21 protein-coding genes are annotated in these 24,067 nt (G+C 67.2%); 15 read left to right on the top strand and 6 right to left on the bottom strand.

All coding sequences use genetic code 11. From position 1 onward, the window contains the following. Positions 1-67 precede the first annotated feature (67 nt). The 3 genes from CJ179_RS39525 to CJ179_RS39515 all read right to left on the bottom strand — a co-directional run bounded on the left by CJ179_RS39525 (position 68) and on the right by CJ179_RS39515 (position 3,385). The gene (locus CJ179_RS39525) at positions 68-1,066 is read right to left on the bottom strand and encodes a substrate-binding domain-containing protein (RefSeq protein WP_095865150.1); all 999 of its coding nucleotides are present in this window, start codon (positions 1,064-1,066) and stop codon (positions 68-70) included. A 188-nt stretch (positions 1,067-1,254) separates the two neighbouring features. Continuing rightward, the gene (locus tag CJ179_RS39520; RefSeq protein ID WP_095865149.1) at positions 1,255-2,616 is read right to left on the bottom strand and encodes an MFS transporter; all 1,362 of its coding nucleotides are present in this window, start codon (positions 2,614-2,616) and stop codon (positions 1,255-1,257) included. A 31-nt stretch (positions 2,617-2,647) separates the two neighbouring features. Continuing rightward, the gene (locus tag CJ179_RS39515) at positions 2,648-3,385 is read right to left on the bottom strand and encodes a GntR family transcriptional regulator (protein WP_072947097.1); all 738 of its coding nucleotides are present in this window, start codon (positions 3,383-3,385) and stop codon (positions 2,648-2,650) included. A 203-nt stretch (positions 3,386-3,588) separates the two neighbouring features. On the opposite strand from CJ179_RS39515, the gene iolC reads away from it, so the two are divergent. From iolC to CJ179_RS53430, 11 genes are all read left to right on the top strand, one after another. Then, positions 3,589-4,578: a 5-dehydro-2-deoxygluconokinase gene (gene iolC, locus CJ179_RS39510; protein WP_072947096.1), complete on the top strand. Its 990-nt coding sequence runs from the start codon at positions 3,589-3,591 to the stop codon at positions 4,576-4,578. Continuing rightward, positions 4,571-5,470: an aldolase gene (locus CJ179_RS39505; RefSeq protein WP_072947095.1), complete on the top strand. Its 900-nt coding sequence runs from the start codon at positions 4,571-4,573 to the stop codon at positions 5,468-5,470. Before iolC ends, CJ179_RS39505 begins: the two co-directional genes overlap by 8 nt. A gap of 21 nt (positions 5,471-5,491) precedes the next feature. After that, on the top strand, positions 5,492-6,388 hold the full coding sequence (gene iolB, locus CJ179_RS39500; protein WP_095865148.1) for a 5-deoxy-glucuronate isomerase: 897 nt from the start codon (positions 5,492-5,494) through the stop codon (positions 6,386-6,388). Further along, entirely contained in the window at positions 6,385-8,343 is a 1,959-nt protein-coding gene (gene iolD / locus CJ179_RS39495; protein WP_179377856.1) for a 3D-(3,5/4)-trihydroxycyclohexane-1,2-dione acylhydrolase (decyclizing), read from the top strand. The genes iolB and iolD overlap by 4 nt, the downstream gene beginning before the upstream one ends. A 35-nt stretch (positions 8,344-8,378) precedes the next feature. After that, positions 8,379-9,284, top strand: a complete 906-nt coding sequence (locus tag CJ179_RS39490) for a sugar phosphate isomerase/epimerase (protein ID WP_072947093.1) — start codon at positions 8,379-8,381, stop codon at positions 9,282-9,284. Positions 9,285-9,310: 26 nt separating this feature from the next. Beyond that, a complete protein-coding gene (locus CJ179_RS39485; RefSeq protein ID WP_095865147.1) occupies positions 9,311-10,411 on the top strand; it encodes a Gfo/Idh/MocA family protein in 1,101 nt (366 codons plus the stop codon). Positions 10,412-10,416: 5 nt separating this feature from the next. Next, complete coding sequence (locus CJ179_RS39480) at positions 10,417-11,289, top strand: sugar phosphate isomerase/epimerase family protein (RefSeq protein ID WP_095865146.1); 873 nt, start codon at positions 10,417-10,419, stop codon at positions 11,287-11,289. A gap of 11 nt (positions 11,290-11,300) precedes the next feature. Beyond that, positions 11,301-12,806 (top strand): CoA-acylating methylmalonate-semialdehyde dehydrogenase, encoded by a 1,506-nt coding sequence (locus CJ179_RS39475; protein WP_095865145.1) that lies wholly within the window; start codon positions 11,301-11,303, stop codon positions 12,804-12,806. Positions 12,807-12,872: 66 nt separating this feature from the next. After that, a complete protein-coding gene (locus CJ179_RS39470) occupies positions 12,873-14,261 on the top strand; it encodes an NAD(P)/FAD-dependent oxidoreductase (RefSeq protein ID WP_095865144.1) in 1,389 nt (462 codons plus the stop codon). Beyond that, on the top strand, positions 14,258-15,241 hold the full coding sequence (locus CJ179_RS39465; protein WP_095865143.1) for an ROK family protein: 984 nt from the start codon (positions 14,258-14,260) through the stop codon (positions 15,239-15,241). Before CJ179_RS39470 ends, CJ179_RS39465 begins: the two co-directional genes overlap by 4 nt. A 1,009-nt stretch (positions 15,242-16,250) precedes the next feature. Next, a complete protein-coding gene (locus CJ179_RS53430; RefSeq protein WP_306454271.1) occupies positions 16,251-16,478 on the top strand; it encodes an RGCVC family protein in 228 nt (75 codons plus the stop codon). Between the two features lie 316 nt (positions 16,479-16,794). Here CJ179_RS53430 and CJ179_RS39450 read toward each other — a convergent pair whose 3' ends face one another. Next, positions 16,795-17,337 carry a hypothetical protein gene (locus tag CJ179_RS39450; RefSeq protein WP_095865141.1) on the bottom strand — a complete coding sequence of 181 codons (543 nt, stop codon included), beginning with the start codon at positions 17,335-17,337 and terminating at the stop codon, positions 16,795-16,797. 251 nt (positions 17,338-17,588) lie between these two features. Here CJ179_RS39450 and CJ179_RS39445 point away from each other — a divergent pair, with 251 nt between their 5' ends. From CJ179_RS39445 to CJ179_RS39430, 3 genes are all read left to right on the top strand, one after another. Further along, on the top strand, positions 17,589-18,083 hold the full coding sequence (locus CJ179_RS39445) for a hypothetical protein (protein ID WP_095865140.1): 495 nt from the start codon (positions 17,589-17,591) through the stop codon (positions 18,081-18,083). Between the two features lie 791 nt (positions 18,084-18,874). Beyond that, positions 18,875-19,897, top strand: coding sequence for a DUF222 domain-containing protein (locus tag CJ179_RS39435; RefSeq protein WP_095865138.1), 1,023 nt, complete (start codon positions 18,875-18,877; stop codon positions 19,895-19,897). Further along, the gene (locus CJ179_RS39430) at positions 19,894-20,406 is read left to right on the top strand and encodes an HNH endonuclease signature motif containing protein (RefSeq protein ID WP_095865137.1); all 513 of its coding nucleotides are present in this window, start codon (positions 19,894-19,896) and stop codon (positions 20,404-20,406) included. The genes CJ179_RS39435 and CJ179_RS39430 overlap by 4 nt, the downstream gene beginning before the upstream one ends. Before the next feature lie 10 nt (positions 20,407-20,416). Here the strand turns inward: CJ179_RS39430 and CJ179_RS39425 are convergent, their stop codons facing one another. Beyond that, complete coding sequence (locus tag CJ179_RS39425) at positions 20,417-21,883, bottom strand: sugar porter family MFS transporter (RefSeq protein WP_095865136.1); 1,467 nt, start codon at positions 21,881-21,883, stop codon at positions 20,417-20,419. A 236-nt stretch (positions 21,884-22,119) separates the two neighbouring features. On the opposite strand from CJ179_RS39425, the gene CJ179_RS39420 reads away from it, so the two are divergent. Further along, entirely contained in the window at positions 22,120-23,172 is a 1,053-nt protein-coding gene (locus CJ179_RS39420) for a LacI family DNA-binding transcriptional regulator (RefSeq protein WP_083395824.1), read from the top strand. Positions 23,173-23,194: 22 nt separating this feature from the next. Here the strand turns inward: CJ179_RS39420 and CJ179_RS39415 are convergent, their stop codons facing one another. Then, positions 23,195-24,061, bottom strand: coding sequence for a sugar phosphate isomerase/epimerase (locus CJ179_RS39415; protein ID WP_095865135.1), 867 nt, complete (start codon positions 24,059-24,061; stop codon positions 23,195-23,197). Positions 24,062-24,067 lie beyond the last annotated feature (6 nt).

Raw genomic sequence — 24,067 nt, 5'->3', positions numbered from 1 at the left:
TGTGTGTGCGAGAGATGGACCCACCGGGGTCCGGATCGTGTGTCCTGTCATGTGAATCGACCGCCGGTCAGCGGGTGCCGGCCTTGGCGTACTCGGCGACCTTGTCGATGTTGGTCTTGTCGATGAACGACGGCCCGGTCAGTGTCGGCCCGCCGCCGCCGATGACGTTGCCGTTGTTCAGGTAGAGCCACAGCGAATCGATCGCCAGGTAGCCCTGCAGGTACGGCTGCTGGTCGATGGCCCACTGCACGCTGCCGTCGGAGATGGCGTCGACGAGCGCGGCGTTGGTGTCGAACGTGAAGACCTTGGCGGGGCTGCCCGCGTTACCGACGGACTGGACGGCGGTGAGGGCGATCGGCGCGCCGAGCGCGAGCACGCCGTCGATGGACGGGTCCTGCTGGAGCTTGGCGGCGATCGTCGAGTTCACCGACGGCATGTCCTCGCCGTTGACGTTGAGCGTCTCGAACGTGCCGCGGAACGTCTGCTTGGCACCGGCGCAACGGGATTCGAGCTGAATCTGGCCCTGCTGCTGAATGACGCAGACGACGTGCTTGGCGCCGTCGTCGTTCAGCCGGTTGCCCGCAGCCTGGCCGGCGATGGTCTCGTCCTGCCCGAAGTACTGCGTGACGCCCATGTCCTTCCAAGCGCCGTATCCGGCGTTGAACGCGGAAATCGGGATACCCGCGTCCTGCGCGCTCTTGACGGCGGGCGCCATCGCTTCGGGGGTGGCGAGGGTGAGTGCGAGGCCGTCGACCTTGGAGTCGATCGCCGTCTGCACGAGGTTGGCCTGGTTGGGGGCCTGAGGATCGGAGGAGTACTTCAGTTCGACGTTGTCCTTGTCGGCGGCATCCTGCGCACCGGTGCGGATCAGGTCCCAGAACGTGTCACCCGGCGCCGCGTGGGTGACCATCGCGATCGTGATGCGCGGGGTGTCGGCGCTGCCCGCGCCGATCCCGGAGCCGCTGCTGTCCGGCTTGCCGCCGGTGCTCGAGCACGCCGCGAGGCTCATCACCAGGGCACTCGCGCAGGCCAGCACTGCCACGCGACGCCGATTGGGGAAGTTCATCTGTTTTTCCTCTCGGGGGGACGAACGGCTCGTTGACGTCTTGGCCGTGTGCCTTAGATGTAATACGCGTCACACCAGAAAGTCAATAGTTTGTCTGGACATTAGGACCACATATCAAATGCGCGGGCGCACGTGTCACCGCTGTGGGCCCGGAAATCGAGCGGAAATGCCGAAATAAGGGGACGCGCTCAGCGCGTGACCGATGCACCGGCGTCGCGCGGCAGACGCAGCGTGTCGACCACCGTGCCGAGCATCAGCACACCCAAAAGGACGAAGGTCCAAGAATATTCGGAACCGAACCCGTGCTCGGACGACGTCGCCAGCGGCGTGAACGCGGTGAGCGCGAGAGCCGCGAGTGCGATCCCGAGGCCGGCTGCCAGTTCCTGCACCGCGGCATTCAGAGTGTTCGCGTGCGTGAGGTCGGCGCGATCGACGTCGGAGAACGCGAGACTGTTGTATGCGGTGAATCCGACCGAACGCAGGGCTCCGCTCACGAAGAGGACCGCCGCGATGACGGGCATCGGGGTCGACGAACTCAGTGCGGCGAGCAACCCGAAGCAGCCCACCGACAGCAGCGCGTTCACCAGCAGGATCGGCCTGATACCGAAGCGCCGCATCAGCGGCGTCGTGAAGGGTTTGATCGCGATGTTGCCTGCGAACAGCGCGGCGACGAGTAAACCCGCGAGAAACGGCGTCCAGCCGAAGCCGAGTTGGAACTGCAGTGGCAGCAGGAAGGGCACGGCCGTCACGATCAGGCGGTAGAGCGAACCTCCGGTGACGGTGGCGCGCAGCGTCCGGACGCGCAGCACGCGGACGTCGACGAGTGGGTGCGGTGTGCGGACGAGATGGACCGCGGACGCGACCAGCAGGACGACCGCGACCACTCCCCCGAGCGCGACCCGGCGCCAGTCCGTGCCCGTCACGCGGATACTTTCCAGGGCGATCAGCGCCGCCGCGATCCCCGTTCCGACCCCGAGCAGGCCCCGCCAGTCCAGCCTCCTCGCCGACCGCGAGCCGGCCCCGTGAACCAGCCTCAGCGACAGCAGGATTCCGAGGACCCCGATGGGAATGTTGATGACGAAGATCCACCGCCACGAGCCCACCGTGGCGATCGCGCCGCCGAGCAGGGGCGCGATGACGGGCGCGGCGAGCGCGGGCCACGTCAGCAGGGCTATCGCGCGGACGAGATCGCCCTTCGTGCTCGACCGCAGCACCGCGAGCCGTCCGACCGGCACCATCATGGCGCCGCCGACTCCCTGCAGCACCCGCATCGCGACGAGCATCGGCAACGACACACTCGCGGCGCACCCGATGGACGCCAGGGTGAACACGGCGATGGCGGCCACGAACACCCGGCGGGTCCCGAACCGGTCGGCCACCCACCCGCTCGCCGGGATGAGGACCGCGACCGTGACGAGGTAGGCGGAGATCGCGATGTTGACGTCGACGGGGTCGACGCCGAAGGAGTCGGCGATCAGCGGGACGGCGGGGGCGATGATGGTGGCGTCGAGAATCTCCATGAAGAGGGCGCCCGCCACCAGCAGGGCCATTCCCCGGGGGAACGACGTCGCGCGCCCCGTCCTAACGATCGACAACGGTGGTGTCGAAGTAGTACCGCGACGCCCGGTAGCAGTGGCTGCCGAACTCGACGGCGCTTCCCGAGTCGTCGAACGCGGTCCGGTTCATCGTGAGCAGCGGCGCCCCGGTCTTCTCGTCGAGGAGTGACGCCTCCGCCTTGCTCGCCGCTTTCGCGCCGATGCGTTGCCGTGCGAGGCGAATGTGCACGCCGCGGGCGCGGAGTGCGTGGTAGAGGCCGTGCGCCTCGAGTTCGTCGGGGTCCGGCGCGAGATCCACCGGGATGTGGTTGGTCATCAGCGCGAGTGGTTCGCCGTTGGTGCTGCGGAGGCGCCGGATGGACGCGACCTCGCTGCCGGGTTGCAGGTTGAGTTCGGCGGCCACGTCCTCGGCAGGCACGGCGACCTGGTAGTCGAGGAGCTTGGTGGTCGGGCTCTGCCCTGCGCGGGCGAGGTCGTCGAAGAGACTGGTGAGCTCGACCGGCCGGTGCACGGCGCTCTGCACGACTTGCGTGCCGACACCGCGTTTGCGGACGAGCAATCCCTTGTCGACGAGTTCCTGGATGGCGCGGCGCGTGGTCGGGCGCGACAGGTTCAGTCGTTTGGCGAGCGCCAGTTCGTTCTCGAAGCGGTCGCCGGGCGCGAGTTCCCCGCCGATGATCGCGTTCTCGATCGTCTGCGCGAGCTGGAAATACAGCGGAACCGGGCTCGATCTGTCGAGCTCGACTGCGAGTGGTGCACCCACGGACAACTCCGATCCTCGTGCGCGTGGCGACGTCCGCCGCCGCCGATCTTTCCGGCAGTGTATGCGAACACTAACACCAGATTGACTTCAAGTAATAATGTCAGGACAAAGTCTTGACAGGAGCCGGTGATGTGGAGCACAGTTTCAACCAGACCTCGGCGCCCTGCGCAGACCACCCACAACGACCTATTCGGGAGTCAGCCTTGACCACCAACCAGACGCAACCCAACCGGAACGGATTGGACGTCCTCGCCATCGGGCGCTGCGGTGTGGACATCTACCCATTGCAGACCGGCGTCGGACTCGAGCACGTCGAGACGTTCGGCAAGTTCCTCGGCGGAAGCGCCGCCAACGTCGCCGTCGCCGCCGCCCGCCTCGGCTGCCGCAGCGCTCTCATCTCGGGCGTCGGCAACGATCCGTTCGGACGCTACGTCCGCACCGCACTCACCGATCTCGGCGTCGACAACCGGTACGTCGGCATCGACACCGACCACCCGACCCCCGTCACGTTCTGCGAGATCTTCCCGCCGGACGACTTCCCGCTGTACTTCTACCGCAAGCCGGTCGCCCCGGACCTGCAGGTGAAGCCCGCAGACCTCGACCTCGACGCGGTCCGCGACGCGAAGCTGTACTGGTCGACCGTCACCGGACTGTCCGAAGAGCCCAGCCGCAGCGCACATTTCGCCGCATGGGAAGCTCGCGGACGTCGCAGCCACACCGTTCTCGACCTCGACTACCGCCCGATGTTCTGGTCCTCCCCCGCCGACGCCACCGCGCAGGTGCAGCGTGCCCTCCAGCACGTCACCGTCGCGGTCGGCAACCGCGAGGAGTGCGAGATCGCGGTCGGCGAGACCAACGCCCACAAGGCCGCCGATGCGCTGCTCGACCTCGGCGTCGAACTGGCCATCGTCAAGCAGGGCCCCAAGGGTGTGCTCGGCAAGACCCGCACGCAGTCCATCACGGTGCCGCCCAACGAGGTCGACGTCGTCAACGGCCTGGGCGCCGGCGACAGCTTCGGCGGGTCGCTGTGCCACGGCCTGCTCGCCGGGTGGCCGCTCGAGAAGATCCTGCGCTACGCCAACGCCGCGGGGGCGATCGTCGCTTCCCGGCTCGAATGCTCCACCGCGATGCCGACGGCCGACGAGGTCCGTGAGCTCGCCGAATCCACCGCTTCGGAGGCTGTCAATGTCTGAAACTCTCGCTCACCGCGCAGTCTGCGCGTCCTACGCCGACGTCACCGAGGTACGCGCCAGTGATCCGGCCGCCATCGACCGTGCCTGGGCGACCCGCATCGCCCGGCCCACGGTGCGCGGCAACGGCCGGCTCATGATCGTCGCCGCCGACCACCCCGCCCGCGGCGCGCTGTCGGTCGGCGACCGCCCGACCGCGATGAACAGTCGCACCGACCTCCTCGACCGCCTCCGCACCGCGCTGCGCAATCCCGGCGTGGACGGCGTGCTCGCCACCGCCGACATCCTCGACGATCTGGTGCTGCTCGGCGCGCTGGACGACAAGGTGGTCATCTCGTCGATGAACCGCGGTGGCCTGGCAGGCGCCAGCTTCGAACTCGACGACCGGATGACCGGCTACAGCGCGGCGGGCACCGCGAAGGCCGGCATGAACGGCGGAAAGATGCTGTGCCGCATCGACCTCGACGATCCGGGCACCCTCTCCACCCTCACCGCCTGCGCGGAGGCCGTCGATTCGCTGGCCGCGGCCGGGCTGATGGCGATGGTGGAACCGTTCCTGTCGCGGCGTGTCGACGGCAAGGTCAAGAACGACCTCAGCGCCGACGCCGTGATCAAGTCCATCCACATCAGCCAGGGACTGGGCTCCACGTCCGCCTACACCTGGATGAAGCTTCCGGTGGTCGACGAGATGGAACGCGTCATGGACGCGACGACGCTCCCCACGCTGCTGCTCGGCGGAGACCCGCAGACGGCCCCCGAGGAGACGTTCGCGAGCTGGGCGAAGGCCCTCGCACTGCCATCGGTCCGCGGCCTGATCGTCGGACGCACCCTGCTGTACCCGCGGGACGAGGACGTCGCCGCCGCGGTCGACACCGCCGTATCCCTCGTTCACTGACGCACGCCGGAGAGGCCCACGATGAACAGCAAGTACTACGTTCCGGTCGGTTCCGCGGCCACCGGGCCGTTCGACCTCGAGGTCACCCCCGAGTCGGCGGGCTGGACGGAATCGAGCCTCCGGGTGCTCACCCTGGCACCCGGCGGGTCGGCCGAACTCACCACCGGCGACGACGAGATCATCGTCGTGCCGCTGGCCGGGTCGGCGTCGGTGTCGAGTGAGGGCACCGAGTTCGCGCTCACCGGGCGCCGGTCCGTGTTCGACGGGCCGAGCGACTTCGCCTACGTGGGACGGGCCTCCGCCTACACGGTGGCGAGCGCGACCGGTGGCCGTTTCGCACTGTGCGGCGCCCGCGCCCGGCAGAAGTTCCCGTTCCGGTACGTTCCGGCCGCGGACGTGTCCGTCGAACTGCGCGGCGCGGGCAACTGCAGCCGGCAGGTGCACAACTTCGGCACCGCCGACCGATTCGAGGCCGACTCGATCATCGCGTGCGAGGTCGTCACGCCCGGCGGCAACTGGTCGTCGTACCCGAGCCACAAGCACGACGAAAACAGCGACGTCGAATCCCAGCTCGAGGAGATCTACTACTTCGAGATCGCCGAAGCCGGCGACACCGCAGTGGATTTCGGCGGCACCGGATTCGGCTACCATCGTGTGTACGGCACTCCCGAGCGGCCCATCGAGGTGCTCGAGGAAGTGCGATCCGGCGACGTGGTCCTCGTCCCGCACGGCTACCACGGACCGTCGATCGCCGCCCCCGGACATCACATGTACTACCTGAACGTGATGGCCGGGCCGGGCGAAGAACGTTCCTGGAACATCTGCGACGACCCGGCCCACACCTGGCTGCGCGGCAGCTGGGAACACCAGACCGTCGATCCCCGCCTCCCCCTCCACGCACCGTCCGAAGGAGCATGACCGTGGTGTCCACCGCGCCGATGTCGGCGAGCAAGAACCCCAACGCCGAGGGCACCGTCCACCTCACGGTGGCTCAGGCGACCATCCGATTCCTCGCCGGCCAGTACGTCGAGCGGGACGGCGAACGCACCAAGTTCTTCGCAGGCTGCTTCGGCATCTTCGGTCACGGCAACGTCGCCGGTCTCGGTCAGGCGCTGCTGCAGGCCGAGATCGACGCCGTCGAGGCCGGCACCGAACCGGAACTGCCGTACGTCCTCGGCCGTAACGAGCAGGCGATGGTGCACAGCGCGGTCGCGTACGCACGCCAGAAGGATCGCCTGCAGACCTGGGCCGTGTCGGCCAGCGTCGGCCCCGGCTCGACCAACATGCTGACCGGTGCGGCGCTCGCCACCATCAACCGGCTGCCCGTCCTGCTGCTGCCCGCCGACACGTTCGCCACCCGCGCGAGCGCACCGGTGCTGCAGGAACTCGAACTGCCGTCGAGTGGGGACGTCACCGTCAACGACGCGTTCAAGCCGCTGTCGCGCTACTTCGACCGCGTCTGGCGGCCCGAGCAGTTGCCGTCGGCGCTGCTCGGCGCGATGCGCGTGCTGACCGACCCTGTCGAGACGGGCGCGGCCACCGTCGCCATCCCGCAGGACGTGCAGGCGGAGGCGTTCGACTGGCCCGAGTCGATGTTCGCCGAGCGCACGTGGCACGTCGCCCGGCCGCTCCCCGAGAAGTCGGCGATCGCGCGGGCCGCGGACGTCATCCGGTCGGCGAAGAAGCCGCTGATCGTCGCGGGCGGTGGCCTCATCTACTCCGGCGCCACCGAGGCGCTGGCCTCGTTCGTCGAGTCGACCGGCATTCCGGTCGGCCAGAGTCAGGCCGGCAAGGGTTCGCTGCCGTACGACCACCCGCAGTCGGTCGGGGCGATCGGCTCGACGGGCACGACCGCGGCCAACGCTCTCGCCACCGAGGCCGACGTGATCATCGGCATCGGCACGCGCTACAGCGACTTCACCACGGCGTCGCGCACCGCGTTCAACAACCCCGACGTGCGGTTCGTCAACATCAACGTGGCGTCGATCGACTCGGTGAAGCAGGGTGGCGTCAGCGTCGTCGCGGATGCCCGCGAGGCACTCGAGGCGCTCACCGCGGCACTCGGCGACTACCGGGTTTCCGACGAGTACCGTCTGCGCACAGCCGAACTCGCAGAACACTGGGAGTCCACGGTCGACGCGGTCTACAAGATCGACGACGACTCGCTCGGCCTCAACCAGAACCAGGTCATCGGCCTCGCCAACACGCTGTCCGATCCTCGCGACGTCGTCGTGTGCGCCGCCGGCTCCATGCCCGGCGACCTGCACAAGCTGTGGCGCACCCGCGACTCGAAGGGTTACCACGTCGAGTACGGATTCTCCTGCATGGGCTACGAGGTCGCCGGTGGTATCGGCGCCAAGATGGCATGCCCCGACCGCGACGTGTTCATCATGGTCGGCGACGGCTCCTACCTGATGATGGCCACCGAACTCGTCACGGCCGTGCAGGAGAACGTCAAGGTCATCGTGGTCCTCGTGCAGAATCACGGCTTCGCGTCCATCGGATCGCTGTCGGAATCACTGGGCTCCCAGCGTTTCGGCACCGACTACCGCTACCGGGGTGACAACGGCCGGCTCGACGGCGACATCCTGCCCGTCGATCTGGCGGCCAACGCGGCGAGCCTCGGCGCCGACGTGATCCGCGCGAACACGGCCGCCGAGTTCGCCGACGCCGTCAAGGTAGCGAAGGCGAGCGACAAGACCACCGTCATCCACGTCGAGACGGACCCCCGGATCGCCGCCCCGGACAGCGAATCCTGGTGGGACGTCCCGGTCAGCTCGACCAGCACCCTCGAGTCCACGCAGAACGCGTACGAGACGTACGCGCAGTGGAAGAAGATCCAGCGTCCGTTCCTCCGCCCGTCCGGCAACTGACCCGCCCCCAGCAGAACTTTCGAAAGGATTTCCCGATGAGCGTCATTCGCGTCGGATCGGCCCCCGACTCCTGGGGCGTGTGGTTCCCGGAAGACCCGCAGCAGACCCCCTACGGCCGGTTCCTCGACGAGGTGTCCGCATCCGGTTACGAGTGGATCGAGCTGGGGCCGTACGGCTACCTGCCCACCGACCCGCAGCAACTCCGCGACGAACTGGCCGCCCACAATCTGAAGCTGTCGGCGGGCACCGTCTTCGAGCACCTGCACCAGGACGACTCCTGGGATGCCGTGTGGACCCAGATCGAGGACGTCGCGAAGCTGACCGCCGCCGTCGGCGGCAAGCACGTGGTCGTGATCCCGGAGATGTGGCGCGACCCGGGCACCGGCGAGGTGCTCGAGGACCGCAACCTCACCGCGGAACAGTGGAAGAAGAAGACCGGCGGCATGAACGAGCTGGGCAAGAAGATGTTCGAGCAGTACGGCGTCAAGGCGCAGTACCACCCGCACGCCGACAGCCACGTCGACACCGAGGAGAACGTGTACCGCTTCCTCGACGGCACGGACAGCGAATTCGTCAACCTCTGCCTCGACACCGGCCACATCAGCTACTGCGGCGGCGACAACCTCGCGATCATCGAGCGGGCCCCCGAACGGATCGGATACCTGCACCTCAAGCAGGTCGATCCCGAGGTTCGCGCCAAGGTCGAGGCCGAGGACCTGCCGTTCGGCGAAGCCGTCAAACTCGGCGCGATGATCGAGCCCCCGCTCGGCATCCCCGACCTGCCGCCGCTGCTCGCCGCGATCGAGAAGCTCGACATCGACGTGTTCGCGATCGTCGAGCAGGATCTCTACCCCTGCGCCGTGGACGTGCCGCTCCCGATCGCCCAGCGCACCCGCAAGTACCTGGGGTCCTGCGGGATCCCGTCCGTCAAGTTCGTCTAACCGACCACGTCAGGAGCTAGTCAGCTATGTCCGAGAGCAACGACCTGCGCATCGCCGTCCTGGGTGTCGGAATGATGGGCGCCGACCACGTCGCGCGGATCACCGACCGCATCAAGGGTGCGACCGTCGCCGTCGTCAACGACTACTTCACCGAGAAGGCCGAGGAGATCGCGGCCGGAATCCCCGGTTGCCGCGTGGTCAACGACCCGCTCGACGCGATCGCCGACCCCGGTGTCGACGCGGTCGTCCTGGCCACCCCCGGTCCGACACACGAGAAGCAGCTCCTGGCCTGCCTCGAGCACGGCAAGCCGGTGATGTGTGAGAAGCCGCTGACCACCGATGTCGCCACGTCCCTCGAGATCGTCAAGGCGGAAGCCGAGCTCGGCAAGAAGCTGATCCAGGTCGGCTTCATGCGGCGCTTCGATCACGAGTACGAGCAGCTGAAGTCCCTCATCGACGACGGCGTGTTCGGGCGGGTGCTCCTCGCCCACTGCGTGCACCGCAACCCGGTGGTGCCGCCGAGCTTCGACAGCTCGATGATCGTCAAGGATTCGCTGGTCCACGAGGTGGACGTCACCCGCTTCCTGTTCGACGAGGAGATCACGTCGGTCCACGTCCTCAAGCCCGCCGCGAACCCCGGTGCGCCCGAGGGACTTCAGGACCCGCAGATCGCGTTCTTCAGCACCGAGTCCGGTCGTCACGTCGACGTCGAACTGTTCGTGACCACCGGTGTCGCCTACGAGGTGCGCACCGAGATCGTCGCCGAGAAGGGTTCGGCGTTCATCGGCCTCGACGTCGGACTGGTCCGCAGGTACGGTACCGGCGCGGGAACCGGCCGCTCGGGTGCCGGCATGTACGGCGGAGAGATCACCCCGTCGTTCAAGGAACGCTTCGGCCAGGCGTACGACGTCGAGATCCAGCGGTGGGTGAACGCCGTCCGCACGGGCGCGGAGACGGGTAACTACGTCGACGGCCCCGGCGCGTGGGACGGCTACGCCGCCGCCGCCGTGTGCGCGGCCGGCGTGCAGTCACTGGAGACGGGCGAGCGCGTCACCGTCGAGATGGTCGACCGTTCCTCCATTCCGGGAGCGGAGCCTGCGGAGCGACCCATCGGACCGGGAGCCTGATCACGATGAAGATCGCACTCGATCCCACCCCGTTCCACCACGACTACTCGCTGCTCGAATTGCCGGCTGTCGTCGCGGAACTCGGCTTCGAGCACCTGCAGCTCACGCCGCACCGCGACATGATCCCGTTCTTCAACCACCCGAAGGCCGACGACGAACTGGTCCGTCAGTTCCGCAAGGCCTGCAGCGACGCCGGCGTCGGCATCGCCTCGGTGTTGCCGGTCCTGCGGTGGTCCGGCCCGGACGAGGACGCCCGCGAGGCGGCGGTGCGGTACTGGAAGCGCGCCATCCAGATCACCGTCGACCTCGGTGTGAACGTGATGAACACCGAGTTCAGCGGCCGGCCGGAGAAGGCCGAGGAGTCGGAGCGCGCCTTCTACCGGTCGATGGAGGAACTCGTCCCCATCATCGAGCGTGAAGGCATCGACGTTCGCATCGACCCGCACCCCGACGACTTCGTGGAGAACGGCCTGGACGCCATCCGGATGATCCGTGGCATCAATTCCAAGAACTTCGGCCTCGTATTCGTCGCGTGCCACTCGTACCACATGGGCGCCGGAATGCTCGAGATCATGCGCGCGGCGGGCGACATGCTCCGGCTCGTTCACGTCGCGGACACGATGGATCACCATCGCTCACACGGACTCCGGTACATCACCAATCCGCCCGGCAACCCGGTTCGTGTGCATCAGCACCTCAAGATCGGCGACGGCGACCTCGACTGGGACGAGTTCTTCGGCGGTCTCGGCGAACTCGGCTTCTACGACAAGCCCGACACGGTGATGGTGTCCAGCGTTTTCGCCGAGGACGAGAACGCACACGACGTCTCCCGCTACCAACTGAAGACCATGAAGGATTACATCGCGCGCACGCGGTGAAAGGACAACACATGAGCACCAACATCACTCGCGAGATCGCACACTGGTCCGACGGCAAGACCTTCGCCGGCACCAGCGGTAACACCGCCCCCGTCACCAACCCGGCCACCGGCGCCGTCACCGGACAGGTCGCCCTCGCCAGCGTCGAGGACGCCCGCGCCGTCATCGACGCCGCCGCCGCCGCCTTCCCCGCCTGGCGCGACACCTCCCTCGCCAAGCGCACCCAGATCATCTTCACATTCCGCGAACTACTCAACCAGCGCAAGGGCGAACTCGCCGAGATCATCACCTCCGAACACGGCAAGGTCGTCTCCGACGCCCTCGGCGAAGTCTCCCGCGGCCAGGAGGTCGTCGAATTCGCCTGCGGCATCGCCCACCTGCTCAAGGGCGGCATGACCGAAAACGCCTCCACCAACGTCGACGTCTCCTCCCTCCGCCAACCCGTCGGCCCCGTCGGCATCATCTCCCCCTTCAACTTCCCCGCCATGGTCCCGATGTGGTTCTTCCCCATCGCCATCGCCGCCGGCAACACGGTGGTGTTGAAGCCGTCCGAGAAGGACCCCACCGCCGCCATCTGGATGGCCGAACTCTGGGCCGAAGCCGGACTGCCCGCCGGGGTCTTCAACGTCCTGCAGGGCGACAAGACCTCCGTCGACGAACTCCTCACCAACCCCGCAATCAAGGCCATCAGCTTCGTCGGATCCACCCCCATCGCCCAGTACGTCTACGCCACCGGCACCGCCCACGGCAAACGCGTCCAAGCCTTGGGTGGCGCGAAGAACCACGCCATCGTCCTCCCGGACGCCGACCTCGACCTCGCCGCCGACGCCATGGTCAACGCCGGCTTCGGATCCGCCGGCGAACGCTGCATGGCCATCTCCGCCCTCGTCGCCGTCGGCGACATCGCCGACGAACTCGTCGCGAAAATCACCGAACGCACCAACACCCTCAAGACCGGCGACGGCACCCGCGATTCCGACATGGGACCGCTCGTGACCAAGGTGCACCGCGACAAGGTCGCCTCCTACATCGACGCCGGCGAAAACGACGGGGCCACCATCGTCGTCGACGGCCGGCAGGTGCAGCCCGACGGCGGCAAGGACGGATTCTGGCTCGGCCCCACCCTGATCGACCACGTCACCACCGACATGTCCGTGTACACCGACGAAATCTTCGGACCCGTCCTCTCCGTGATCCGGGTCGACTCCTACGACGAAGCCCTCGAACTGGTGAACTCCAGCCAGTTCGGCAACGGCACCGCCATCTTCACCAACGACGGCGGCGCCGCCCGCCGATTCCAGAACGAGGTCGAGGTCGGCATGGTCGGCATCAACGTCCCCATCCCCGTCCCGATGGCCTACTACAGCTTCGGCGGCTGGAAGAACTCCCTGTTCGGCGACACCCACGCCCACGGCACCGAAGGCGTCCACTTCTTCACCCGCGGCAAGGTCGTCACCACCCGCTGGCTCGACCCCAGCCACGGCGGCCTCAACCTCGGATTCCCCCAGAACGCATAAGTACTGGTTCTCCGCGCCGGACCGTCCGCGGTCCGGCGCGGCGTCCGTTCGATCGAAAGGAACTTCATGAGCGACACCTCTCTCGCCCGCCGTCATCGGGTCGTGGTCATCGGATCGGGATTCGGCGGCCTCTTCGCCACCAAGGCCCTGAAACGGACGGACGTCGATGTCACTCTGATCGATCGCACGACGCATCACCTGTTCCAGCCGCTGCTGTACCAGGTGGCGACGGGAATCCTGTCGGAGGGCGAGATCGCGCCCGCGACCCGGCTGGTCCTCGAGGACCAGCAGAACGCGTCCGTCCTCATCGGCGGAGTCGAGAAGATCGACGTCGCCGACCGGACTGTCACGTCCACCCACCGGGGCCGCACGACCGTCACCGAGTACGACAGTCTCGTCGTCTCGGCGGGCGCCCGCCAATCCTATTTCGGCAACGACCATTTCGCCGAGCACGCACCCGGAATGAAAACGATCGACGACGCCCTCGAGCTGCGCGGCCGCATCCTCGGGGCCTTCGAAAGCGCCGAGGTGAGCACCGATCCCGCCGAGCGGGCGCGCCTGCTGACGTTCGTCGTAGTCGGCGCCGGACCCACCGGAGTCGAGATGGCGGGCGAGATCGCCCAGCTCGCGCATCGCACTCTCGCCGGCGCGTACCGCACCATCGATCCCCGTGACGCGCGCATCATCCTGCTCGACGCGGCACCGACGGTGCTCCCACCGTTCGACGACAAGCTGCGCCGGGCGGCCGCGGACACGTTGGAGAATCTCGGGGTCGAGATCCAGTTGGGCGCGATGGTGACCGACGTCGACGACGACGGACTCACCGTCCGCGACCAGGACGGAGCCGAGCGGCGGATCGAGGCCACCTGCAAGATCTGGTCTGCGGGCGTCGCAGCCAGCCCGCTGGGCAGGCAACTCGCCGAACAGACCGGCGCCGGCACCGACCGCGCGGGCCGGGTCCTCGTCGAACCCGACCTCACCCTGCCCGGCCACAGCAACGTCTTCGTCGTCGGGGACATGATGAACCGGGACGGTCTTCCCGGCGTCGCGCAGGTCGCGATCCAGGGTGGCCGCTACGCCGCGCAGCTGATCGCCGCCGAGGTGCGGGCCCACCGGAAGGGTCGCGACAAGCCCGAACGCGCCCCGTTCCGCTACACGGACAAGGGCAGCATGGCGATGATCTCCCGCTTCAATGCGGTCGCGAAGGTCGGCCGCCTCCAACTGACCGGGTTGCTCGCCTGGCTGCTGTGGCTCCTGATCCACCTGGTCTACATCGTCGGATTCAAGAGCCGGCTCGCGACCGCCATGTCCTGGACGTGGTCGTTCCTGGGCCGGACCCGGGGACACCTCGCCGTCACGGAACAACAGGTGGTCGCCCGGACCGCGATCAGCCGGCTCGATGCCTGGGAGGATTCCCGGGCGGTACCCGAGGCGGCGACGGCCTCGGCACGGTGAGTACCGTCGCCTCCGTGCCTGTCTCCGCTCTCACCGTCGGCATCGACGTCGGTGGTACCAGTATCCGGGCCTGCGTGGTCGACGACACCGGCGAGGTGCTCGATTCCGTGCAGGCGCCCACACCGCAATCGGCCAAGGCCCTCGAGGACGCGCTCGACCGTACCGTTCGCGAACTCGCGGGCCGCCATCCCGTGTCCGCCGTCGGGCTTGCGGTGGCCGGCTTCATCACCCCCGACCTCACCACCGTGCGGTTCGCGCCGCACCTGCCGTGGAAGAACGTGCCGGTCGCCAACGACCTCAGCGAGCGGCTCGGGCTGCCGGTGGTCCTCGAACACGACGCGAACGCGGCCACGTGGGCGGAGCACCGATTCGGGGCCGCCGCCGGCGGTCGCAACGTGGTGATGGTCGCGATCGGCACCGGCATCGGTGCGGCCCTGCTCATCGACGGGACGCTGTACCGCGGGAGCCACGGAGTCGCTCCCGAACTCGGCCACCTGCAGGTGGTTCCGGGCGGCAGACCCTGCGCCTGCGGCAAGCGCGGGTGCTGGGAACGGTATTGCAGCGGAACAGCACTCGTGGACACGGCCATCGAGCTTCTCGCCGCCGACCCCACGAGTTCGACGATCCTCGCACGCGAGGTGGCGAGCGATCCGGGATCGCTCACCGGCCGCCGGATCGCGAGCGCCGCGCGGGACGGCGACCCGCTGGCCATCCGCACGATGGAGGAGTTCGCACGGTGGCTGGGTGTCGGACTCGCCATGGTCGGCGACGTCTACGACCCCGACCTCGTCGTCATCGCCGGCGGTGTCAGCGGCTCGGCTCCGCTGTTCCTCGACCATGCGCGGGACGTCTATGCCTCTCTCGCAACCGGTTCCGGACACCGCCCTCTCGCCCGCATCCGCGAAACCCAACTCGGCGAATCGGCACAGCGCATCGGGGCCGCCACCCTCGCGAGGCTCTCCGCGCCCGTGCGTGGTTGACGAGTCTCTGGACTCGTCAACCACGCACGAGCGCGGTCTCAGGTGCGGCCGTGACCGATGAAGAAGCATCGAACTACGTGGGCGCGTCGACGAGGAAGAGATTCCGGTCCTGGCCGCCAGCTGGAACGAGGGATGCAGGCGACGCACAACTCCATCACCGATGACGCGTCGCCCACCACGAGCAATGCGTCGTGGCAGCCCGCTCTCGACCACACAGGCAGCAGTTGACGCGTCGCCGCCGGATTCTCCGGCCCCGAGACCGGGAAGATGGAAAGGCTGTTCGTCGACGACATGCACCGGGGCCGCGGCGTGGGTTCGCCGCTGTTGTGCGATGCAGACGGCAGCCCCTTCCCACTACTCCACCTCGCGCACTTCACACCTTCGCGTCAGCCGTCCGGTAGCGTCGCGAGACTCGGGGCCAAATCTCATCTGGGATGGCCACTCGGTGTCCGGTTGGCCACTTGGGTGAGATTGCATTCGACGTGGCGGCATGGCGGGTCTCGAATCCGGTGGCGGAATCTCACGGCGAGTGACGGGCCGGTGGCGGATCCGTCATCGTGGAGAGGCTCGCCCACCTTCGGCGATCCAGATCGTTCGGGGTGTCCCGATTGACGCCCCGAAAGGACAACATCATCGGACGGGGCTACGGAACGGCGCTGGTCAGCGAGTTCCGGTCAACGGCCGGCTTGCGGGACGTGCCGATGCGGGTTCCGCTTACGGCGAAGATTCCGCAACGAAACATCGAGGACTCGTTCGGTTGCAATTGCGACAGGATCGCCCAGGGTCGAAAAGGGTCGTCGGGACGTTGTGAACCGCCGACGCGTTCCCGCAATACGGTCCGTGCGCTGACACTTCTGCTGCGTGAGGGTCGTTCCCCGCGGAGCCTAAGGGGCGGCGGGGAGTGTAGCCTCGTGGATGTCGAGGGTCATTCGAATATGCGCGGTCGCGCCATGTCGTCCTCGGCGCCCAAACCGGCCCGAAGTCAAGGGCCGAGAACTGGAGCGCCGCCATGGCGTCGAACCCGACCGATGTGTCGAACTCTCTAGCGGCTTCCGAGTCACCTAGCCCTGCCCGGGCAATGGAATCGACGTTGTCCTGCACGGCATGTCCGCACAGCCCGGATTCCCACGATGCGCTCGGTATTCGGTTTTGCGCCGTGACCTCGGACCGAAACCTCGACCGAAAGTGCATCTGCGCTGGCGAACAGGCGACTGGACAGCACTACTCCCGGTACTGAACGAGAAGTTCACCCAAACGGGAGCTTCGCTGGCGGTACCGGGAGCACGGCATGTTTGGTGGATTTGAGGATCTCGAATTCGCCAGTTTCTCCGAACCCACGCCGCTCCAGATCGGACTGAGCTGGCAACCGGCCCTGTGTCAGATCGGGACAACGACGGCGATGAGCGCGAGCAGTGTCGCGACGTTGGCCATGGGACTGTGCGGCCCACCGCATGGGGCAGGCCGAGCGCGTCGATCGCGATTGAACACCGGGGCGCTTTCTGCCATCCGGTGGTGCCCCGGTCGTCCGGTGGTCTCCTGCATCGCGCAGGTCGTCATTCGATGAGCGTTAGTCGATCCCTCAGCGACTCACGGACCTGAGTCTTGCCCCACCGGCCGATGTGCTGACAGAGCACGCCAATGGCGGCAACGGTGTCGTCGGTATGGGTATCGATCCAAACCGGACCATCGTCGCGCTTCCGCGGCAGCAGCATGTGTTGTCCCTGTGAGGGCCACTGCACGAAGTCGTAGCCAGCAAGATCTGACTGAACGGTATCGGCCACCCAGACCGCGGCCTCATCGAACGGAGCATCCATCGACAAGCCGTCGCAGCGGGCGAACCCACTGATGCCGCGTACGCCCTGCCAGCCAATGGTGACGGCGTAGTCGCCGTTAACGGCAAGCTCCCACCCCGATCCGTCCAACCGCACGTCGCGCCCGTACCGCAGGCACCGCAGATCGCGGGCGACAGCTTCGAGAGCACGCACCCATACCTGCGGCGCCTCAACGTCGTGATCAGACCCGATCGCCGGACCACCGTCGAGCAAGCCGAAGTGCCACACCAAACTGTCCTGATTCCACAAGTCCTGGATCGGCATAACGCTATCTTCGCGCGTCCGAGCTGCCCGCCGGTGCGATTAAGTGACTGCACACCAGGCCCCGTCTCGACGCTGTTACCTCGGAGACGGAAGCGGCGTGTCGTGCGCAACACGGTGCTCCAGCTCTGCGAGTACCGCCCGCTGGTCGGATAGGGATCGATACCGGCATCCGATCGATGATGGAGATGCAACCAGGGGTTGGTGTGGCACGGGCTTGTCACGTTGCGTCGACTTGGGGCGATACCTGGATCATGAGGGTGAGGAAAGCCGCGATAGGTGCCAGCGCTCTTGTCGCGATCGCAACCGTCGCCGGCGCCTGCTCGCCCGAGGGCACCGAATCGCGCGATCCGACCGCCGTCGTCCAATCCACACAGTTCGCACCGCCGCCGGCGCCGATCACCGATCCCGTGCCCACCGCCGAGCAACTGACCGCCCTGTACAACGCCACCACCAACTACTCGATACGCGAGGAGGACCGGGCGCGGCTCCTGGATGGTCCCACCGACCAGACCCTGCCGATCGCGCGGGCTTGGGGTGCGCAACCCTCACCCCAATACCTCCAGTTCACCGCCGTAGAACCCGTCGGCCCAGAGATGGTCAACGCGACTGGGCAGGGCCACATCGAAGGCATGGAACCGTACCCAGTGGGACCAATTCCCTTCGTGCGTGTCAACAACGAGTGGAAGCTATCCCGCGCCTTCATCTGTGGCGGATTGTTTCTCTCCGCACCACAGGTCTGCGGCTGAGGCTTTGCCCGGCACGCGCAACCGGTCTATTCAGATCGGTGACCGTTGCCGATCGCTATTCGGCGCAAAGCTGCACCTGCTTCTGGGCTCGGTCCGTATCGTTCGAAACGGGAGTCGTCGATGAATATTCGTAGTCTCGTCCTGGAAATCTCGCGCGTAGTCATACTGGCGCGTGATGACGGACGTCATGTGTTGCGACCCCTGAACGGCTTCGCGAAGTTGCCTACTGGCCGACGACGGTTGGTTCCATGTGGAGGCCACCACTCCTTGACAACGCGGAGAGTCTGATCGAAGAGCACACGCCGGGGGACGTCCCCGGCGCCTCACGGTGGGTCCTCCACGGTAACGCCGAGCCCGAGGTCCAGATCGATCTCACTCTCGAGGACGGCAGCTCACCGACGGTTCACCGGCTCGGCAACTTCTGGGCCATCGAGTGGGTCAGCATCCCGCAAAAAGCCTTTCTCTACAGGTCTGACAGGCCAGAAGACAGCCAGCCCCACAAGATTCGAATGATCCGTCCAAGCTACCTACCGCCCGCGTGGGTTTCAGGGCGTGCTGATCGCCCGTCGCGACAGGGCATCGGCACGGCCCGCTTCCCGATCGCTCAATAAATGCCAGCGAATTGAGACAGATTGCGGTAGTCATGCCGTGAGACAGGCGACAAGTCCGCAGGTCGCAGTGTCTCAGAATGCCACCGGCAGCGAGCCCCTACACGCCCGAAAAATTCTCTGATACTTGTCGGCGACCCCCGGTAGGATCGAAGATACGTTCGATACCGGGGGTTGAAGACCATGGGGGACAACAGTTCCAGCGCGGCCGCACTCGACGCGACGCCGCCGGGGATCGTGGCTGTCGAGGGGCTCCGAAGAGGCGAATCGGTGCTGGCGCAGGCTCAATACCGGCAGGTTGTCGCGGTGACCGAATTCTACGATCTCTGCTGCGACGAGGACGAACGCCGTGGCATCAACCCTGCTCACTCCGGTTCCCACGCGGCCGTGGAGGTGTCGGTCGCACTCGGCATCAACGAACCGGTGGTGACCGCCTGGATCGACCTCGGACTCGAACTGCGCTACCGCCTGCACGGCACCCGAGATGCATTCGCGGCCGGGCGAATCGACCTCGATCAGGCACGGGTCGTCGCCGCGATGCTCACCGGCGTCAGCGACAGCAAGTTGGAGCAACTCGAAGCCGCGATCCTCGACGGACGCTCCCTACCGCCGTCGAAACTGCGCGCCCGAGCTCGACGGCTCATCGCCCGCCACGACCCCGACAGCGTCGCCCACCGCAACAAACTCGCCATCGCCGATCGCGACGTGTGGATCCGGCCCGCGGAGAACGGCATGGCCTACCTCGATGGCCACCTCCCCGCCGCCGACGCCCACACCCTCGCAACGCGGCTGCGGGAAATGTCGATCCCCGACGTCTGCGCCCACGACCCACGCACCCTCCCTCAACGCCGAGCCGACGCACTCACCGCGCTGGTCCCCCAAGCACTTCGTGCAGGGAGGTACCCCCAGACGGCACCGGACGCCTCTTCTGCCTGTGCGGTCGGGAACAGTGCCCAGCCCGCGTCGCCACTGCGGGCACGCGGCGGGCACCGCTCGTCCAGATCGTGGTCAACGCCTCGACGTTCCTCGGACTCGACGACCTTCCCGCCCACCTCGAGGGATACGGGCCGATCTGTGCGGACTCCGCGCGTACATTGGCCGCCGACAGTGTCTTCCAGCGTATCCACACGCTGGCCACCGAAGGCAACCCAGGTGGGCACGTCCTCGGGGCCGGCCCCGTTCAGAAGACTCATGGCATACCCGTGACCTACATCCGGAACGCAGCAACCAGACCCGAACTCACCTACGCACCGGGGACGGCTCTCGGCCGCCGGATCAGGGCCCGCGACGGCAACTGCCGCTTCCCCAACTGCCAGGTGTCAGCACGGCTCTGCGACATCGACCACACGACCCCGTTCGACCGCAACCGCCCCGAGAACGGCGGTCTGACGGTCGAGTCGAACCTCGCCTGCCTCTGCCGGCGTCACCACCGGCTGAAAACCGACGGCTCCTGGACCGTTCGGCAGACCGGAGCGGGGAAACTCGAATGGACCACGCCACGCGGCGAAATCATTCGAACCGAACCGGAAGGGGCGGCAATCGAATTGACCCACAACCACATCCGAGAGATGCAGCACTCCCGTGCCCTCCGGTTGCTCACCGAACTCTCCCACGACCAGCAGGACGCCGAGTACCTGAACCAACTCCACGGGCGGCGCCGCACACACCGCAACGCACCGGTACCACCACCCGCAGGCGGTGGTACCGGTGCGTGAGAACCGTCGATCAGTGAGTCGCGACGGCGGCGGCGTTTCCTGCTGCCGATGTGGCGGGGTTACCTGCGCCGAGCCGGTCCTCCAACTCTTCGAGGCTGCGGCCCTTGGTTTCCGGGACGAAGCGGTAGACGAAGTACACCGACATCAGGTTCACGAGCACGAACAGGCCGAACGTTCCGGTGGATCCGAGAACCGAGTTGAGGATCGGGAAGACGAACGAGATGAACGCGTTGGTCGTCCAGAGCACGAATACCGCGATACCCATCGCGAACCCGCGGATGGCCATCGGGAAGATCTCCGACAGCAGCAACCACACGCAGGTGCCGATGAAGCACTGGACGAAGGCGACGAACACCATCATCGCGGCAAGGATGATGTAGCTGCGGCCGGTGGACGAGGGCAGCAGGAACACCAGCGACAGCGCGGCCTGCGAGGAGGCCACACCGATGAAACCGGTGAGCAGCATCTTGCGGCGATTTACGAAGCCCAGCAGAACGATTCCGAGGATCGTCATGACTACCGATGTGACACCGACCGCGATGGTGGCCACCAGGGACGCGCTGACACCCAGCCCGCTCTGCTCGAGGATCGTCGGCGCGTAATAGTTGACCGTGTTGATGCCCGTCGCCTGCTGCACGATGGCCAGACCACAGCCGATCCAGAGGATCCGGCGCATCCAGGGGTAGTCACGCAGGTAGTGGACGGCGCCGCTGGTCTTCGACTTCCGGTCGCGGGCGGCGTGGAAGCTGATGCTGGCGTACTCGTCGGCGGCCTCGGACTCGCTGCGGCTCATTTCGAGGGTCCTGCGGGTTTCGGCGAGGCGGCCCTTCGACGCGTACCAGCGCGGTGAATCCGGGAGCACGAGCATGCCGAGCAGCAGGAGAACCGCGGGCACCGACGCGATGGCCAGCATGTACCGCCACACCGTCGGATCCTCGATGAGGTGATCGAGCAGGGCGTTGATCGAGAAGGCGAGCATCTGACCGGTGACGATCATCAGTTCGTTGATGGTGACCATCCGGCCGCGCCGCTCCACCGGGGCCATCTCGGCCAGGTACAGCGGGCAGGTGACGGCGGCGGCGCCCACACCGAGACCGAGGACGATCCTGGCCAGCACCATGATCTCCACGTTGGGAGCCATCGCACACCCGAGGGCACCGACGAGGAACAGGCCCGCGCAGACGAGCAGCGTGCGCTTACGTCCGAGGGCATCGGACAACCGGCCGCCCAGCAGCGCGCCGACGGCCGCACCGGGGAAGAGCAGTGAACTCACGACGGTGGCTTCGCCGACCGCACTGAGGTTCAACTCGTCCTTCATGTAGAGCAGCGCACCGGAGATCACGCCGGTGTCGTAGCCGAACAGCAGGCCTCCGAGCGTGGAGATGACGGTGAGCTTGGTCAGGAAGCGTTTGTGACTGCGCTCGTTATTCGCAGCGCCGCCTCTTCCGCGTGCACTGGCAGCCTTGGTGGTCAACATCAGGTGTGGCCTTTCTGGGAATGCTCACGCATCACGACACGGAAGATCGGTTCACGTGTGTCGATATCGCCCGGGACGCGCTCGGCTCGATGCAGCCGAGAGGCGTACTTTCCTGGACTGAAGCGCTTCACTAACGCGCTTCAGTTGTCTACTATGAGGTGAATCACAGAAGGTGTCAAGGGCTGGGGTCGCGATCCGTGAGAACGTCCCTGACGACGCAACCGAGGGAGATCGACATGCTCGACGACCGAGCCACCGCGCACGCGGATGCGGAGCGGGCACCGGCGGGCCTGCACCGACGCCCCACGATGGCCGATGTCGCGACGCGGGCCGGGGTGTCACGCACCCTCGTGTCACTGATCTTCAGCAACAAACCGGGCGCGTCCGACGAGACCCGGGACCGCGTCCTGCAGGCCGCGGACGAACTCGGCTACCGCCTCGACCGGGCCGCCCGCATGCTCGCCCGCGGCCGCAGCCGCACCCTCGGGGTGCTCATGGACGTCCACCAGACCTTCCAGGCCGACCTGATCGGAACGATTTACGCGGAGGCCGAAGCCGCCGGATACGAGGTCCTGCTGTCCGCGAGCGCACCCACCCGCGACGAGCACAAGGCGATCGAAGCGCTCCTCAGCCACCGGTGTGAGGGCCTGATCCTGCTCGGCCCCCTCTCCGAGGCGGACTATCTGCGCACGCTCGCGGACCGGGCCGTGGTCACCGTGGTCGGCCGCGCACTCCCCCACACCGCTGTCGACACCGTGCGGACCGCCGACGCCAAAGGCATCCGGCAGTCCGTGGACCACCTGGTCGAACTCGGACATCGCGAGATCGCGCACGTCGACGGCGGCGCGGACCCGGGCTCACCCGAGCGGCGTCGCGCATATCTCGCGGCGATGCGCAGGCACGACCTCTCCGACCACATTCGCGTCATTCCCGGTCAGCACACCGAGGAGGCAGGCGTCGCCGCCGCGAACACCCTGCTGGCCGAGGACCGCCTGCCCACCGCCGTGCTCGCCGGCAACGACCGCTGCGCCATCGGCCTCATGGACGTGTTCACCCGTGCCCACGTCGACGTGCCGGGCGACATCTCGATCGTCGGGTACGACGACAGCCACCTGTCGCAGTTGTCGCGGATCGACCTCACCACCGTGCGGCAGGACACGGAGGGCCTGGCGCGGCACGCCGTGCAGTTCGCCGTCGGCCGACTCGAGGACGAGGACCTCGACCCGCAGGATTTCGTGATCGACCCCCACCTGATGGTGCGCGGCACGACCGGGCCTGCCCGGTCGTAGCCGCGCCCGTCGGCACAAGGCCCTACTTCGCGATGCTTTTCAGGTATTCGACGCTTCGGACGACGTCGCGCACGGGACCTTCGCCCTCGGGTTCCGCCGCGAGAATGGTGTCCTGTTCGAGGACGTACCAGCCGTCGTAGGCCTGATTCTGCAGCCGCTCGACCACACCGGCGATGTCCACGTCGCCGGTACCGAGCGGCGTGTACATGCCCTGGGCGACGGCCTCGGTGTAGGTGAGTTCACCCGCCCGGACCCGGCCGAGGAGTGTCGCATCGACATCCTTCAGGTGTGCGTGGGCGATCCGCTCGGGGGCCGTGGAGACCAGGTCGAGCGGGTCGGTGCCGCCGATCAGGAGATGTCCGGTGTCCAGGCACAGCGGGATCGACGAGCCGTCCAGGATGCGGTCCACCTCGGCGCGGTTCTCGATCATCGTCCCCACGTGCGGGTGGATCACCGCCCGCAGGCCCCGGTCGGCAGCAGCGGACGACAGACGGTCGAGATTGCGCAGCAACGTCTTCCATCCGGAGTCGTCGAGTTCGGGGCGCGAATCGTAGCCGACCGCCCCCGTCACCGCCGCCAGGACGATGACCTCCGACCGCGACGCGACGAGCGAATCGAGCGCCCCGCCGATCGCAGCGACCGTGTCGTGATCCGGGTCGTGCAGGAGCACCGGCACGAATCCTCCGACCGCCGTCAGGTCGTACCGGGCGAGGGTGTCCGTCAGCTCGCATGGATCCGAAGGGAGGAATCCGTCCGGACCGAGTTCGGTGGCCGCGAGGCCCGCGTCGCGCATCTCGGTGAGCACCCGGTCGGGATCGAGCTGGTGACCCCAGCCCTCCACCTCACACACTCCCCACGAAATGGGCGCGCCTGCAAGTCGAATCGTCATCGTCGT

Origin of the sequence: Rhodococcus sp. ACS1 (assembly GCF_002300155.1) — a bacterium.
GTDB lineage: Bacteria > Actinomycetota > Actinomycetes > Mycobacteriales > Mycobacteriaceae > Rhodococcus_F > Rhodococcus_F koreensis.
Note: the sequence above shows the minus strand (reverse complement) of the source record. Positions and strands in the feature narration are given on the sequence as shown.

Excerpts from the sequence above, each read along its gene's own strand:
- CJ179_RS39415 (WP_095865135.1), bottom strand. The coding sequence starts at position 24,061 with ATGACGATTCGACTTGCAGGCGCGCCCATTTCGTGGGGAGTGTGTGAG.
- CJ179_RS39445 (WP_095865140.1), top strand. The coding sequence starts at position 17,589 with ATGAGGGTGAGGAAAGCCGCGATAGGTGCCAGCGCTCTTGTCGCGATC.
- CJ179_RS39435 (WP_095865138.1), top strand. The coding sequence starts at position 18,875 with ATGGGGGACAACAGTTCCAGCGCGGCCGCACTCGACGCGACGCCGCCG.
- CJ179_RS39420 (WP_083395824.1), top strand. The coding sequence starts at position 22,120 with ATGCTCGACGACCGAGCCACCGCGCACGCGGATGCGGAGCGGGCACCG.
- CJ179_RS39470 (WP_095865144.1), top strand. The coding sequence starts at position 12,873 with ATGAGCGACACCTCTCTCGCCCGCCGTCATCGGGTCGTGGTCATCGGA.
- CJ179_RS39505 (WP_072947095.1), top strand. The coding sequence starts at position 4,571 with ATGTCTGAAACTCTCGCTCACCGCGCAGTCTGCGCGTCCTACGCCGAC.
- CJ179_RS39425 (WP_095865136.1), bottom strand. The coding sequence starts at position 21,883 with ATGTTGACCACCAAGGCTGCCAGTGCACGCGGAAGAGGCGGCGCTGCG.
- CJ179_RS53430 (WP_306454271.1), top strand. The coding sequence starts at position 16,251 with ATGGCGTCGAACCCGACCGATGTGTCGAACTCTCTAGCGGCTTCCGAG.
- CJ179_RS39520 (WP_095865149.1), bottom strand. The coding sequence starts at position 2,616 with ATGGCCCTGCTGGTGGCGGGCGCCCTCTTCATGGAGATTCTCGACGCC.
- CJ179_RS39485 (WP_095865147.1), top strand. The coding sequence starts at position 9,311 with ATGTCCGAGAGCAACGACCTGCGCATCGCCGTCCTGGGTGTCGGAATG.
- iolB (WP_095865148.1), top strand. The coding sequence starts at position 5,492 with ATGAACAGCAAGTACTACGTTCCGGTCGGTTCCGCGGCCACCGGGCCG.
- CJ179_RS39490 (WP_072947093.1), top strand. The coding sequence starts at position 8,379 with ATGAGCGTCATTCGCGTCGGATCGGCCCCCGACTCCTGGGGCGTGTGG.
- CJ179_RS39480 (WP_095865146.1), top strand. The coding sequence starts at position 10,417 with ATGAAGATCGCACTCGATCCCACCCCGTTCCACCACGACTACTCGCTG.
- CJ179_RS39450 (WP_095865141.1), bottom strand. The coding sequence starts at position 17,337 with ATGCCGATCCAGGACTTGTGGAATCAGGACAGTTTGGTGTGGCACTTC.
- iolD (WP_179377856.1), top strand. The coding sequence starts at position 6,385 with ATGACCGTGGTGTCCACCGCGCCGATGTCGGCGAGCAAGAACCCCAAC.
- CJ179_RS39475 (WP_095865145.1), top strand. The coding sequence starts at position 11,301 with ATGAGCACCAACATCACTCGCGAGATCGCACACTGGTCCGACGGCAAG.
- CJ179_RS39525 (WP_095865150.1), bottom strand. The coding sequence starts at position 1,066 with ATGAACTTCCCCAATCGGCGTCGCGTGGCAGTGCTGGCCTGCGCGAGT.